The organism is Bacteroidia bacterium (assembly GCA_041391665.1).
Taxonomy (GTDB): Bacteria; Bacteroidota; Bacteroidia; order J057; family J057; genus JAGQVA01.
Genome location: JAWKNO010000002.1, coordinates 1,564,475 through 1,578,800 on the forward strand (window position 1 = coordinate 1,564,475; position 14,326 = coordinate 1,578,800).

The window sequence follows — 14,326 nt, forward strand, 5'->3', positions numbered from 1 at the left end:
TTAACTTGCGGGTATTATGCGAAGGGCTGCCATTATTCTGGGTATTTTTATGGTTTGGGCATTCAGCGAACCCTGTAAGGCCCAAAAAGTAATTATTCCCGAACCTGATCCCAACATTGAAGTCACACCCCTTACGGTTGTCAATTCCTCATTTACAGAATCAGGGTTGGCAATCAGTCCGGATGGTGAGTATTTATTGTTTTCTACAAATCGCGGTGGAAACGAATGGAATGAAGCCTGGATCACGCCGGAAGGCGATACCGTATGGGATCGGGACATCTGGATTAGTGAAAAAGTTTGCGGTAATTGGCAGACACCCACCAGCCTGCCTCACGGAATCAATACATCGCTGAGCGAAGACGAACCATTTGTATCTGCGGATAATAAAACCCTGTACTTCCAAAGCTGGAATTACCTGTGGGAACAAACCGGAGGGCCCTACTATCAAACCAGACTATCTGCCAGAGAAAATCCCGCCATTCGCGGTCTGGGAAAAAATTTACCTGTGATATTAAAAAAATTTAATGGAACAGGCAGCATCGCCATATCTCCTGACAAGCGTATGATCTGGCTGGTGGCTGGAAAACCGGGCGAACAGCAAATGGACATTTACAGAATCCGAAAAACCGGTAAAAACTGGAAATATCCCGAAAAGTCAGTCTTAAGTACAGCCTCGAATGAACGCAGTGTTTTTTTGATGCCCGATGGTCAAACCCTATACTTTTCCTCGTCTGGATATGAAGGTTTTGGGGGACTCGATATTTACAAAACGACCCTCGATGAAAAAGGAAATCCCGGCGTCATTTTTAATCTTGGCCCGGAAATCAACAGCCCGGGCGATGAATACGGTTTTGTCATTTCTTCCCAGGGACAGACCGGATATTTTATCAGGGAAGGAAATATTTTTTCAGCGGATCTGAGTAAGTCAGAAGGATTACTAAAACCCTGAGTTATGCAGATATTTGCGGTTTTGGTCGTTCTTTTTCTCAAATCGTTTTTGTTATTTTGCCTGTCTAACCTTTCCCTTCTTTTCATCCTTTAGCAACGTAAAAACGAAATATGAAATTCCGTTTTGTCATTCACTATAATACCCAATGGGGGCAGAGGCTCTTTGTTTGTGGTTCTTCATCTGAATTAGGAGCATGGATTCCCGAATCTGCTACCCCGCTTCATTATATGGAGAATGGCCGATGGGAATGGGAAGGCGAGATTAATGAGGCCTTTGAGTACAAGTATTTTATCCTCCATGAACCCAGCGGAACCAAAACCTGGGAATGGGGGGCAAACCGCGTGGCAAACCTGCCCGGAAAAGGGTTTGAACGGATAGACCTTCTTGACTTCTGGCGCCCGGAAAAAGATATTGAAAACACCTTTTTCACCTCAGCTTTCACCCGTGCACTCATGGGGCGATCGAATCATGGCGAAACGTTTCCTTCGTTTCCGGATGCGCCTGATGCAGGTACCATTTACCACTTTCGCCTGTATGCGCCAAGGATAGACGAAAAATACAGGATCTGCATTTCGGGCAATCATCCATCCCTGGGAGAATGGAAGGAGGAAAAAGCCGTAGTTCTTTCCGATAATGAGTATCCCATGTGGCAAACCTATGTATCACTGGCTGCCAAACCGGGCATCATCGAATACAAATACGGTATCTACGATACAGCGACAAAAAAAATCGTTTCATGGGAAACGGGAGAAAACCGAAAACTGTACCACATCCCCCAAAGAGGAAAAAAGATCGCAGTTGTTGTTACAGATATTAAATTCCGATACGAAAACCCCTTCTGGAGAGCAGCAGGTGTGGCCATTCCTGTATTCTCTCTGAGAAGCGAGTCCAGCACGGGTGTGGGTGAATTTGCCGATATCAACTTGCTGGTTGACTGGGCAGTAAGAACCGGGATGAAACTGGTGCAAATCCTTCCGGTAAATGACACCGTAGCCACACATACGTGGACAGACTCCTACCCCTACGCCGCAATTTCCGTTTTTGCGCTTCACCCCATTTATCTCTCTCCGGAAAAAATGGGCAAACTGAAGTCCGCAAAAAGTATGAAGGTTTTTGAGGAGGAAAGAAAAACACTCAATGCCCTGCCTGAAGTTGACTATGAGGGCGTGATGAAGTTAAAGTCTTCCTACTTCAAAGCGTTATATGATCAGGAAAAGAAAAAAGTATTTGCCAGCTCTGCCTATAAACAATTTTTCGAAACCAATCGAGACTGGCTGCTCCCTTATGGCGTTTTCTCCATGCTGAGAGACAGATATCATACGCCTGATTTTTCACAGTGGCCGGAGTTTTCAGTCTATGACGCCCAGGCTGTAGAAGCTTTTGCATCGCCGGATTCAGCACATTTTGACGATATCGGCGTCCATTATTTCATTCAGTACCACCTCCACCTGCAATTGCATGAAGCGGCATCATACGCCCGTTCGCAAGGAGTGGTACTTAAAGGAGATATTCCCATTGGCATCTATCGGCACAGTGTGGATGCGTGGACATCGCCGCATTTATACCATATGAATGCACAGGCAGGAGCACCGCCCGACGACTTTGCCATCACCGGCCAAAACTGGGGGTTTCCCACCTACAATTGGGAAGAAATGGCCAAAGACGATTTTGCCTGGTGGAAAGACCGGCTTATCCAGCTTTCTGCATATTTTGATGCCTTCCGCATCGATCATATCCTCGGATTCTTCCGCATCTGGGAAATTCCCGGTCATGCAGTCGAGGGCCTGCTCGGTCAGTTTAGCCCTTCCCTACCCTTGAGCCGGGAAGAACTCGAATCCAAAGGGCTATATATGGATTACGACAGATTCTGTAAGCCTTATATTCCCGCTTATCTGGTCGGAGAATTTTTCGGAGAATATACAGAACGTGCTGTCAGTGAGTTTTTGGAAATGAGCAGAAATGGCAGATATCGCCTCCAGGCTCCCTTTCAAACACAAAAAGGAGTAGAAGCACATTGCCTGGCAAAACAGTCCGAAAACCCTGAAGATCACGCTTACTACGAGCGGGCAAAAGACGCACTGTTTGGACTGATACGTGAAGTGATTTTCCTTGAAGCGCCAGGAAGCGAGGGTAAGGCATTTAACCCGAGAATTGCCCTGCATTTCACCAAATCATTTGCTGATCTGGATTATGGCACACAGCAAATTCTCAACAAGCTGTATGACGACTATTTTTACCACCGGCACGAATGGTTCTGGCGTGACCAGGCAATGATCAAACTCCCTGCCTTAAAGGCAGCTACCGATATGCTGATCTGCGGCGAGGATTTGGGTATGGTTCCGGCCTCTGTACCCGGCGTAATGGACGACCTGGGAATCCTGAGTCTGGAGATTCAGCGAATGCCTAAAAATCCAGAAAGAGAATTTGGCATTCCGGGTGAAGCACCCTATATGTCGGTTTCATCTCCTTCCAGTCATGACATGTCCACCATTCGCGGATGGTGGGAAGAAAACCGCAAAAAAACCCAGCGGTTTTTCAATCATATTCTGGGTTATGCAGGCGATGCACCCTTTTTCTGTGAGCCATGGGTATGCCGCGAAATCATTGACCGGCATTTACAATCACCCAGTATGTGGACGGTTTTTCCAATACAGGATCTCATCGCCATGGATGAAAAAATCAGGAGGGAAAATCCACATGAAGAAAGAATCAATGTTCCCAGTAACCCAAAACATTACTGGCGATACAGATTCCATATGACACTGGAAGATTTGCTCAAAAATGATGGGTTTAACGACTATCTCCGGGAAATGATCAAAATTTCAGGCAGGAATACCGCATTCTGATCGTTTATTTTCCCGGGCAAATGGGTACCATATTTAACGGAATAATCCCCTTGTCGCCCAGATTAATCACCTCCAGAACCCGACTGCCCGATACCTTCAGAACCTGAAGTACCTGAAGGCTGCCACGGATAGCATTGGTTCCCGGCGCAAGAATTGCAGATTTTTGCAATTCGGCGAGCCTAAAGTTGAGTTCAGGGGTTTTCGCCGCATCACTTTTATCAATTCGCCCCATGAACTGAGGCTGGCCAAGGTTTGCCTGTGCCCAGAGTTCGAGGTTAAATATTACATAGTCCTCCGACTCAACCACATCTTCAGGGAGGTATGTAATGGTAATCGTATCTGAAGCATTCATACAGAACAATTGGTGGCTAAAAATCTCAGCCGAAACAATTTCGTGATTGATACGAATCTCCAGTTCGCCAGGCGCAGATTCTGCAAGCTGCGAGAAACATACACCAGAAAACAGACCCAAGAGCAAGAAAATTCCGAAAACACGTTTCATGCCGGGAAGATAAACCATTCCGGGAGAATTCCCATATCAGTTTTGCAGGATGTCTTATGCTCTATCATTTTTGGGGTTTGGGTTTTGGCTATTGGCTATTGGGGGTTGGCTATTGGCTATTGGGGGTTGGCTATTGGGGCTGTAGCGCGCAGCTTGTTGAACCCCTTCCGCCGGTCGTACCCCTTTGAAGGGGTACTGGCGGAAATCATAAAGCCAGTGGCTGATTTTCTGGTGGGTGAGGCTCCCTTTCCGGTGGGTGATTTTCTGGTGGGTGAGGCTCTCGAACCCACCGGAAATACGCCGAAGCGCGCTTTGTGCAGGAAACATCTGGGGGGGGACCGACGGCTACAAATCGAAGATGCCTCAGGTACATTTGACTTCTCCGAGACGAAGGCCACTTCCGTGGGTCTTGCCTGACGGCAAATAATTACAGTTTCTTTTCTTCAGACGTAGTCTGGACTCCGGAGGAGTCATATGTTTGTAGCCATCGGGCCATCTATATTATTTTTTCCCACATGGTTGCGCGCCGATGCGCGCATTTTGCGGGAAACATTTGGGGGGCACATTTGTGCTACCGACGTTTCGCTCCTCCGGAGCTGTGCCTTCGGCACAAAAAATTATGTGTCGGAGACACAAGTCCCTTAAAGAGACGTGATGTCGGTAGCCAACGGCACCCACATTACATTTTTTATCCATTGCGCGCGCCAATGCGCGCAGTGTGTTGAACCCCTTCCGCCGGTCGTACCCCTTTGAAGGGGTACTGGCGGAAATCATAAAGCCGAAGGCTGATTTTCTGGTGGGTGAGGCTCCCTTTTTGGTGGGTGAGGCTCTTCTTTCCGGTGGGTGATTTTCCGGTGGGTGAGCGGAGTCGAAACCACCGGAAATGCGCCGCAGCGCGCATTTTATGCCAAAAACATTAGTACCAAACAGATTTGTACTAACCAACAACCCTAAGTAACGTATTGTAATTAAAATATTATGGAAATATGGAATTTTTCGAAATAATTGAAAAAATAGTTGAACCAATTTCAATCATTATTGCTTCAATTGTTGCAATATGGGGCATTCTATCATGGAAGAGAGAAGCTGCCTGGAGAAAGGAAAATGAAGTTGCCGAAGAAACGCTTTGCCTTTTGTATGATATAAAAGATAGAATCAGAAGAATTCGGAATCCATCTAGCATTGGGCCGGAAGGTAGCAGCCGAACCAAAGAAGAAGGAGAATCCATTGATGAATCAAATGCCCAGGATGCTTACTTCGTCATTAAAGAACGATATAATAAAGAACAAGAAGCATTCAATCTTATATCTTCTAAAAAGTATAAATTTGCAGCCATTTTTGGAAAAGAATATTTAACAGTTCTGGCGGACATAGACTCTATCATTAATAGTATTTTTACCGCCTATTACATTATCCATATTGCTGAGTTTGAAAGAAAAAAACATCGTATCAAATATATCCCAGAGAGAGAAGAAGATAGGATTAAAGAAATAGAAAAATGGTATTCATTAATCTATTTTGATCCGACTAAAGAGACTGATGAAATCGAAAACCGAGTTAACTCCAACATTGTGAAAATTGAAAATGTGTGCAAAAAGTTTCTATTAAACTAAAAGTTTCTCGATGCTAAATCAGGAAATTTGCAATCCATATCTCACACAAAACGCCTCCATCTCCTCTGTCATAAACCGCCCCTTTTCTGTATCAAACCGCAAGGTAAAAATCCTTATTTCCATTCTTCCCAATTACATGCTGCGTATATATGCTCATACAAAAACCCCATATAGCTATTCTCATGCCAGATTCCCGATTCCGGGTCTGATTAAACGCGTAACGTGGCAGTGTCGTGTCGGCTCAGCCGACACGACACTGTAAAAAAACCGCCCCAAAAGGTAAGAAGGTAAATCGCAGATCCCTTCGGGAAAGTGCAAAAATTAATTAGTCCTGACGGGACGGAACCCAAGGTAGCGGCTGCGGTAGTCGGGCGTGTAGTTGTTGCGGCGCGAAACTCGGCAGTACTCCGCGTCGTGGAACCAACTGCCCCCGCGGTACACCCGGTCCGTGCCTTTTTCAGGGCCTTGTGGGTCGGATATATCCGAGGAAGGATATTCCCCATACCAGTCCCCACACCACTCCCATACATTTCCGCTCATGTCGTAAAGACCTAATCGGTTGGGCTTTTTCTGTCCCACAGGACGCGTACCCGTATCTTTCGTGTTTTTTGTATACCAGGCATAGTCGCCTAATTCGCTTTTGTTATTTGTGCCCGCATACTCCGTCCGATTCTCTGAGCCACCACCCGCTGCATACTCCCACTCCGCCTCCGTCGGCAAACGCCACTTTTGACCGGCCAGCTCACTCAACCAATCGCAATACGCCTTTGCGTCATTCCAGCTTACGTGAATCACCGGATGATTCCACTCACTTTCTGGACGTACATCTCCTTTTGTATCACATCGCCAATTTACCCCCGCTTTTTTCTCCCATTTTGAACCAGTCCAGATATTACTTCCATCCCCTTTTTCGGCATCGGTTTTATAACCCGTTGCATCAATAAATGCAGCAAACTGTCCCACTGTCATCGCCGTTTTCCCCAGCCAGAAGTCGCTCACATTTACGTTATAATCGCCCCGCTTAAACGTCCCGCCCATGATCTTTATCATCTCCGGCAAAGGAAATATCTGTTGGGAAACAGTTGAAACGAAAGACGTTGGTTCCATCTCATCCGTGGTATCCAGAGCTGGAGTCTCTTCTTGATAGGTTTCGTTTTCGGGTGATTCCGTGTCTAATTTTTCCTCCTCTGGCTCTACTTGCTTCGGCTTTCCAGATGGAATCAATTTCCTAAACCTATCAGCCAGGCTGCTGCCTGAGGAGTTATAAGCCAGACTACGCATTCCCTCCGGTATCACCACCTCCAGCGGACCGGGGGCGGCTACACTCTGGATAGCGATAAAGTCGTTTTTGACGCCTTCCTGAATCAGGGTTTTGATCTCGCGCTGCAATTCTTTTCGACCGCCTTCATAGTTCCCGGATTCGAGTTTGTGTATCGCCAGTTGCAGGCGAAACTCGCTGTAGGCTGCCGATACTGCCGGAACCGGCGCCCGTTTATACTGCTCCTCCAGGGCATCCACCATTTTCTGATGTAAGGTCAGACGCAGGGTTTTGTCCAGTGAATTGAGCAAATCTACCCGATCCTTATCGGACATCCGCCCATTGCGAAACCATGACAATTGAGATAGTTTGACCAGGTTTGAAAAGGTGAGCAGGTTTTCCTTCAAATGTATGGCAAGAAATTCTCCCAGGTAAAGGGTCAAATCCCAGTTCACCTCCGGGTAAATGGCGCAGGCTGAGATCCAGGTTCTTACTGATTGGGTAAAATATTTTTTCAGCCCCGCAACATCAGTTTCAATCTCCGGCTGTATGAGGGTATCCCGTACCACTTTGGGGTTGTATTTTTTGCTTTCTTCGAAATAGTGAATCACCTGCAACAGTCCCTCGGGATTGGCGGGTAATACCACAAACCGCTCCGAAAGCCGCAGTTCGTCATAGCCCCAGGCAGCAGTAGGTCGGGAGGTCATCAACGCCCGGCTTTCCCAATGGCCAAATACTTCGGTCCAGTTCATCAGCAAACCGCTCACAGGGTTGATCATCTTCCAGGCATCGCCAAAAACGATCAGCCGGTAGTCGGCATACCGGAGGGCGATTTTTTCGAGGCTGATCCCGCCGGGATGTTTTTCGTTCCAGCACACCCGCAGGTCGTCGGTATAAAAAAACCGCTCGGCATATACGTTGTTATTCAGCAGTTCCTTGTACAACATTTCATACACATGCCGGCGATGATCGGCAAAAGAAGTCTGGTCGATGAGAAACAGGTACTCCGCCGGACGGGTTCGATAGTTGTACCTGAGCGTCAGTGCACCGCCGCTGCGAATGGTTTCATTTACCGTAGCGCGTAGGTTGAGATGGGGAATATTGCCGGGCAAACGGCGACGCAGTTGCCGGGCGAGTATGGGTAGTTCTGCCCCAAAATCCATTCGTTCCTCGATTTTCAGGTCTATATTCCAAAACCAGGGAGGTTCTTTGGATTCGATCCTTCGGGCGACCAGTTTGCGCTGTAATATCCGGTAAATCCATACGCCGACGAACGCTGCAACCAGCACTATGATTTGCAGCACTAACCGGGTTTGGAGAGAAAGATCAGGCAAAACCCATACTGTAAGAGCCAGTATAATCAGGAATATACCAGCAATAACTGCAATAAATTTCTGCCGGTTCCCGGTTCTCAGTTCAGGTTCAGGTTTGGAACCCAGTTTTTCCGGAAGCTCCTCTCCGACAAGTTCCGGCGGTAGTTGCGGGGAATGATCACCTTTGCCGAAAAATTCTTCCGGTATTTTATCATCATCAAAAAACCGGTCAAATGTCTCGTAGAAGAGCGTTTGTTCTTCCGGCGAAGCAGCGATAAGCGGGCAGAGTTTAAGTTTGAGTTGAGCCGGGGTTTCAGCTTTTTCCAGAATCCGGTACACACGCGGCCAGGCATCTGCACTGATGGATATACCCTTTTGTTCCAGAGCGGCGGTGAAGGCGGGAAAGGATGTCCATTCGCTGCGGTATGTGGTCCCCGAACTTCTCATACTATTTACCCAGTTCTTTTTCCAAATCTTTCAGCAATTCCTCGCTTTTTGCCAGCACAGCATACGACTGCATAAGTTGGGTTTTCTTGTCGGAGGAATTGAGATCAGCCGCCGAAAAGTCCAATTGTTTCAGCACCATTAGCCAGGCGATAAACTCAGCGGTTGCGGGTTTTTTGGTATTGAGGTCGGCTGCCCGTTTTCGGATTTTTTCAAATTCGGTTATCCATTTATCTATATTTTCATACTGCCCGAGTTTGAGCTGAACGATCTTGAGCAGGCCATCTGCATTTGGAAAATCTATATTGACATAAGCACACCTCCGCAAAAAGGGAGCGGGAAGATTTTTCTCCGAATTGCTGGTCAAAATGATAATGGGGCGAAGATCATCGGGTGCTTCAAATGTCTGGTCTGTCTCCGGCACGGAGAATTTCAGGTTTTCCAGTTCGTTGAGAATATCGTTGGGGAAATCGCGGGGCGCTTTGTCAATTTCGTCAATGAGCACTACCGATCGTTTTTTCTCTGTCAGCGCAATCAGGATCGCCTTACCCAGTGCTTCGTATTCGATAAAATCTTCCGCATTTTTGCCAGAATCGCCATTGTGCTGAATATTCTGGATATACTGAAAATGTTTGACCGCCTGATAGCGATAAAACAGATCGCTCGCGATGGAGGAGGTTTTGGCGTTAAACACCAGCACCTTACCGAGGCCAAAGCGGTGAGCGATATGGTGGGCAAACTGCGTTTTACCCGTACCCGGCTCACCGGTCAGCAGGAGCGGCATATTAAGTTCGAGCGCCACATTAAAGGCATTGATGAGCGCATCGGAGGGTTTGTATTTTTTCGGATCGTTTTTGACGTCGGGTTTTACCGGAGGGAGGTTTATTTGTTGGTAGTGGTCGAGTGGCATATGTTGAGGGATTAGAATGCGCGAGCGGTAAACTTTTTCATGATTTCTTCAAGGAAATTTTCTACTACGTGCATGGGGAAGGAGCTTGTCTTTTCATCATAATGTTTGTCATAATTTTGAATCGCTTTATCCAACAGCATTTCTGCATCGAGGGTTTTGCTGGAATGCCGGTCAAACCACTTCATAACATCATCTAAGTTGACACGAGACATACCTGGCACATGACAGCAAAAGATATTCTCCTGGGCAGATATCTCTTTTATATGTTGCAGGAGATCAGACTGTTTTTTTCCAAATAAGCTCATCAGGTTTTTACGACCTGCGGTTGTCACACCTTCAAAAATATAAAAAAACAAAAACTTCACACGGGGAGACTTGCCGCAACAGAACTTGTTCACAATCCAGCGGATAAGATTAGGGATGACCGTATCTTTTCGGGAACCGTCAAACTTAAAAACCCAAATACAATAGTCCTTTTGTAGAATGGGTTTGTTTGATTGAAAAAAGTCTTCCAGAGTGGAAATGCGGGTATTTGTATGCTCCGAAGGATGAAAAAAACGCTGCAAAAAACAGCCACAAACCTGACTTTGCACCACATGCTCATTTTCCATAATTCGGAGTTGAACCGGAGCAAGAACCGGATGCTGGTTATTTTCATGAGCGACCGGATAGTCAAACTCATATTTCCCAACAGCCAGAACTTCGTGGATAAACCTTTCCACCAGGCTTTCGGGTTTATCGTTCCTGTGTCCGTGAATAAAATAATGCTGAAAGGTCTGGTCTTTATGTTTTTCAAAATGCCCGGTTAATAGCTCCATTTCCGTATCCCGGTTACAGGAGATAAAGCCGTGTCTGGGGCGGGGAATTTTACGATCAAACAGTTTATCGGAAGCTGTGGCAGAGGGAGAAATCGGAGGAAGTATCGCCTTCTTTATTTCACCTTTATCGTCATCTCTTTTATGGATTTGTGGAATAGATGTATCATGGTCTTCCATACCCAATCCCCTGCACGCAAATGAAAAGGAAAAAGGGATTGTTTCTCCCGCCACCAACCCATCATAAAACCCCACTTCAAAACTGCGGACGCCTTTGTGATCTAATTCCCGACTCATTCCGATGACAAAAGGCACATGTTGAAAAATCGCATCTAAGGCTTCCTTCGATACAGCCGCGGCAATCACTACACATCGAACCGGATGCCGCTCATTGATCACCTGAAATAAATCTGCCAGTGCATCTACCTTTACCGTTTTGGGGCCGGAGCCATCCTCAGCCTCCACAATCAACGAGTTCAGGTTTTCCCCTTTGGCCGAAAAGTGTACGATATCAGGCTTTTCGTTCAAAATCTCCCGGCTTATGTCCCGGGTTGTAACCGCTGTTTTGGGTACAAAATCAAATTTTTCCCTGATTTCACCCCTTTTTATGCCTTCTTCAATTTCCCTAATAGAAACCTCCGGTCGAATGGACTTATCCGTCGCATTCGCCGAAAGGAAGAGAACTTTGATTTTATCATTCATAACCGCAATAGGTAATGTCCCATTGGCAAGATAATAAGAATGATCGAATAATGTTAAAATATATTTTTTCAGAAAACCCCTCCCCTACTGGTCAATGTTTGGGGTGGTTTCAGACAAAAGATAAAAAACATTCTCCATAACACCGTTACATTTTATTACATAATAAATTTTTGAAAGCTTTTATATTGCCATGGCTGTGAGTATATTTACAGAAAAGCCACCAGGCGAAATGAGCAAGAAAATACACGCAAAGATATTGGTAGTGGATGATGATGCGGATATCCTCATAACTGCAAAAATTGTCTTAAAACAGCAGTTTACTGATATATTTACAGAAAATAACCCTCACAACCTCAGCACATTACTGGCAGAAAACACCTACGATCTTGTTTTGCTGGATATGAATTTTACCGCAGGATTCACCAGCGGAAAAGAGGGGCTGCGGTGGTTGAAAAAAATCAGAAAAACTGCGCCTTCCACCCATGTAGTGCTGATGACCGCTTACGGAGATATCAATCTCGCCGTAAAGGCGATGAAAGATGGGGCCACAGACTTTGTGGTTAAACCCTGGGACAACGAAGCGCTCCAGGCTACGGTTCTCTCTGCCCTTCAGGAGGATCCTCCGCCAATTGTGGCTTCTGTACCTGGTGTCTCCGCAAACCCCGATGTCGTATCTACGGTTACAGAAAATGAAATTATCGGAAACTCTGCTGCGATGCAAAAGGTATTCCGGACGATCGAAAAGGTTGCGGTTACAGACGCCAATATCCTCCTTCTCGGAGAGAACGGGACCGGAAAAGAGCTTGTCGCCCGGGCGATCCATCAACAATCTCTTCGCGCTGACCGGCCATTTGTCCACGTTGACCTCGGTGCAATTTCCGAAACTTTGTTTGAGTCTGAGCTTTTTGGCCATGTAAAAGGTGCCTTTACCGATGCACGACAAGATCGCGAAGGGCGTTTTGAAGCGGCCAATGGAGGTACACTTTTTCTCGATGAAATTGGCAATCTTTCCCTACCGCTTCAGGCAAAATTATTAACCGCGCTACAGAGCCGCCATGTAACACGCGTAGGCTCCAACCGTCCGGTAAATATTGATATCCGCCTTATCTGCGCCACCAATATGCCACTGCATGAAATGGTCGAACAAAAAAAATTTCGACAGGACCTGATTTACAGAATCAATACCGTCGAAATAACACTTCCTCCCCTGCGCGACAGAAGTGAAGATATTCCATTGCTGGTCGCGCATTATCTGAAAATCTTTGCAGAAAAATATCGCAGAGAAGCGCCAGAAATCAGACTTGATTTTATTCACAAACTACAACAACATGCCTGGCCGGGCAATATACGAGAGCTTCAGCATGCATTGGAACGCGCCATCATCATGGAGGACCTTGACAGTATGCTCCCTGAAGCGTTTCCCTCCAATACCATTCACCAGGATGAATCGCTGTCCGGAGATGATTACAACCTGGAAGAAGTAGAAAAGTCCGCAATAAAACATGCGATTTCCAAACACAGTGGAAATATCAGCAAAGCCGCAAAAGAGCTGGGTCTTGGCCGCACGACCCTTTACCGAAAAATGACTAAATACGGATTCTAATTATCCTACAAATGATTTTCAAATCCTTCAGGTTTAATATCGTCGTTCGTGTTCTGTTTCTTGCCCTGGCTGTTTTTGTATTTCAGTTTGTATGGGAACAGCATAACTGGCCGATGACCAAACTTTTTTTTGGAGCGGCGATTGCAGGATTGGTCATAGAGTTGATTCGCTATGTCGAAAAGACAAACAGAGACCTTCAAAATTTCCTGCTTGCCATTAAACACAAAGATTTTACCCTCACCTTCTCCTCTGAGAAAAGAGGAAAGTCATTTAGCGGACTCAAAGACGCATTTAACCAGATCATCAAAGGTTATCAGGATTTACGGGCAGAAAAAGAGTCTCATTACCAGTACCTTCAAAACGTAATCGAACATGTAAGTGTGGCCCTTTTATGTTATAGCCGTAACGGGGAAATTATGTTGATGAATCATGCTGCTTCAGAATTGCTTTCCCGACCTTATATGAGCAATATCAGCATCCTGGCCCGGATAAATGAAGAACTGCTGGAAGCCGTCCAAAACATTGAAACAGGAGAAAAAAAGCTGGTAAAGGTAGTGATCAATGAAGATCTTAAGCACCTGGCCGTGCAGGCTACCGAGTTTAAGCTTCAACAGACAGAGTATAAGTTGGTCTCCTTCCAGGATATTCGCAGCGAACTGGATGAAAAAGAAGTCGATACCTGGCAGAAACTGATTCGCGTGCTCACCCATGAGATCATGAATTCTGTAACGCCTATTATTTCTCTCGCCAAAGTTGTCAACACCCTCATGACCGACGAAAAAGGCATAAGAAAACCGCTAAGGGACATCGACGAAGACGATGCAGACGACATCCTCAACAGTGTACAAACGATTGAGAGCCGCAGTAAAGGGCTTTTACATTTTGTTCACGCTTATCGCAATCTTACCAGAATTCAGAAGCCCAATTTCAAAACTATCGTCATCCGGGATCTGATCAGCCGGGTAGAATCACTGCTTCGCCCCGAATTTGAAAAAAGAAAAGTAACGCTCCAGGTTGCTGTACCAGAGTCTGACCTTAGCATTCAGGGAGATGCCGAATTGCTCGAACAGGTACTGATCAATCTGATAAAAAATGCCATCGAAGCCGTGGAAGGTACCCCCTCGCCAACCGTAGAGATTTCTGTATTTCAACTCCACGACCAACGGCCATCTATCCAGGTAAAGGACAATGGGCAAGGAATTGACGATGAATATGTTGACAAAATATTCATTCCCTTTTTCACTACTAAAAAGAAAGGATCAGGTATAGGATTGAGTTTATCGCTTCAAATCATGCGCATGCATAAAGGCTCTATCAACTTCCATACGACAGCCGGATCGGGCACCACCTTTACCCTCAATTTTTAATTGA

General features: G+C 46.0%; 10 protein-coding genes. 6 read left to right on the plus strand and 4 right to left on the minus strand.

What is annotated here, in order from left to right; all coding sequences use genetic code 11:
- The first annotated feature begins 16 nt into the window (after positions 1-16).
- The gene (locus R3D00_18085; protein MEZ4775099.1) at positions 17-949 is read left to right on the plus strand and encodes a hypothetical protein; all 933 of its coding nucleotides are present in this window, start codon (positions 17-19) and stop codon (positions 947-949) included.
- A gap of 110 nt (positions 950-1,059) precedes the next feature.
- Positions 1,060-3,795: a 4-alpha-glucanotransferase gene (locus R3D00_18090; GenBank protein MEZ4775100.1), complete on the plus strand. Its 2,736-nt coding sequence runs from the start codon at positions 1,060-1,062 to the stop codon at positions 3,793-3,795.
- Between the two features lie 4 nt (positions 3,796-3,799).
- Here the strand turns inward: R3D00_18090 and R3D00_18095 are convergent, their stop codons facing one another.
- A complete protein-coding gene (locus R3D00_18095; protein ID MEZ4775101.1) occupies positions 3,800-4,297 on the minus strand; it encodes a hypothetical protein in 498 nt (165 codons plus the stop codon).
- 42 nt (positions 4,298-4,339) lie between these two features.
- On the opposite strand from R3D00_18095, the gene R3D00_18100 reads away from it, so the two are divergent.
- Positions 4,340-4,714 (plus strand): hypothetical protein, encoded by a 375-nt coding sequence (locus R3D00_18100; GenBank protein ID MEZ4775102.1) that lies wholly within the window; start codon positions 4,340-4,342, stop codon positions 4,712-4,714.
- A gap of 569 nt (positions 4,715-5,283) precedes the next feature.
- On the plus strand, positions 5,284-5,910 hold the full coding sequence (locus tag R3D00_18105; GenBank protein MEZ4775103.1) for a hypothetical protein: 627 nt from the start codon (positions 5,284-5,286) through the stop codon (positions 5,908-5,910).
- Positions 5,911-6,231: 321 nt separating this feature from the next.
- On the opposite strand, the gene R3D00_18110 is transcribed toward R3D00_18105, so the two are convergent.
- From R3D00_18110 to R3D00_18120, 3 genes are read right to left on the minus strand one after another with little or no spacing between them, the layout of a single operon-like run.
- Positions 6,232-8,928, minus strand: a complete 2,697-nt coding sequence (locus tag R3D00_18110) for a formylglycine-generating enzyme family protein (protein ID MEZ4775104.1) — start codon at positions 8,926-8,928, stop codon at positions 6,232-6,234.
- Position 8,929: 1 nt separating this feature from the next.
- Positions 8,930-9,835 (minus strand): MoxR family ATPase, encoded by a 906-nt coding sequence (locus tag R3D00_18115; GenBank protein ID MEZ4775105.1) that lies wholly within the window; start codon positions 9,833-9,835, stop codon positions 8,930-8,932.
- Between the two features lie 11 nt (positions 9,836-9,846).
- The gene (locus tag R3D00_18120; GenBank protein MEZ4775106.1) at positions 9,847-11,352 is read right to left on the minus strand and encodes a hypothetical protein; all 1,506 of its coding nucleotides are present in this window, start codon (positions 11,350-11,352) and stop codon (positions 9,847-9,849) included.
- A 229-nt stretch (positions 11,353-11,581) separates the two neighbouring features.
- On the opposite strand from R3D00_18120, the gene R3D00_18125 reads away from it, so the two are divergent.
- Entirely contained in the window at positions 11,582-12,955 is a 1,374-nt protein-coding gene (locus R3D00_18125) for a sigma-54 dependent transcriptional regulator (protein MEZ4775107.1), read from the plus strand.
- A gap of 11 nt (positions 12,956-12,966) precedes the next feature.
- The gene (locus R3D00_18130; GenBank protein ID MEZ4775108.1) at positions 12,967-14,322 is read left to right on the plus strand and encodes an ATP-binding protein; all 1,356 of its coding nucleotides are present in this window, start codon (positions 12,967-12,969) and stop codon (positions 14,320-14,322) included.
- Positions 14,323-14,326: the final 4 nt, after the last annotated feature.

Bases quoted from the DNA above. Each gene is read 5' to 3' on its own strand.
- R3D00_18085 (MEZ4775099.1), top strand. From the start codon at position 17: ATGCGAAGGGCTGCCATTATTCTGGGTATTTTTATGGTTTGGGCATTC.
- R3D00_18090 (MEZ4775100.1), top strand. From the start codon at position 1,060: ATGAAATTCCGTTTTGTCATTCACTATAATACCCAATGGGGGCAGAGG.
- R3D00_18095 (MEZ4775101.1), bottom strand. From the start codon at position 4,297: ATGAAACGTGTTTTCGGAATTTTCTTGCTCTTGGGTCTGTTTTCTGGT.
- R3D00_18105 (MEZ4775103.1), top strand. From the start codon at position 5,284: ATGGAATTTTTCGAAATAATTGAAAAAATAGTTGAACCAATTTCAATC.
- R3D00_18110 (MEZ4775104.1), bottom strand. From the start codon at position 8,928: ATGAGAAGTTCGGGGACCACATACCGCAGCGAATGGACATCCTTTCCC.
- R3D00_18115 (MEZ4775105.1), bottom strand. From the start codon at position 9,835: ATGCCACTCGACCACTACCAACAAATAAACCTCCCTCCGGTAAAACCC.
- R3D00_18120 (MEZ4775106.1), bottom strand. From the start codon at position 11,352: ATGAATGATAAAATCAAAGTTCTCTTCCTTTCGGCGAATGCGACGGAT.
- R3D00_18125 (MEZ4775107.1), top strand. From the start codon at position 11,582: ATGAGCAAGAAAATACACGCAAAGATATTGGTAGTGGATGATGATGCG.
- R3D00_18130 (MEZ4775108.1), top strand. From the start codon at position 12,967: ATGATTTTCAAATCCTTCAGGTTTAATATCGTCGTTCGTGTTCTGTTT.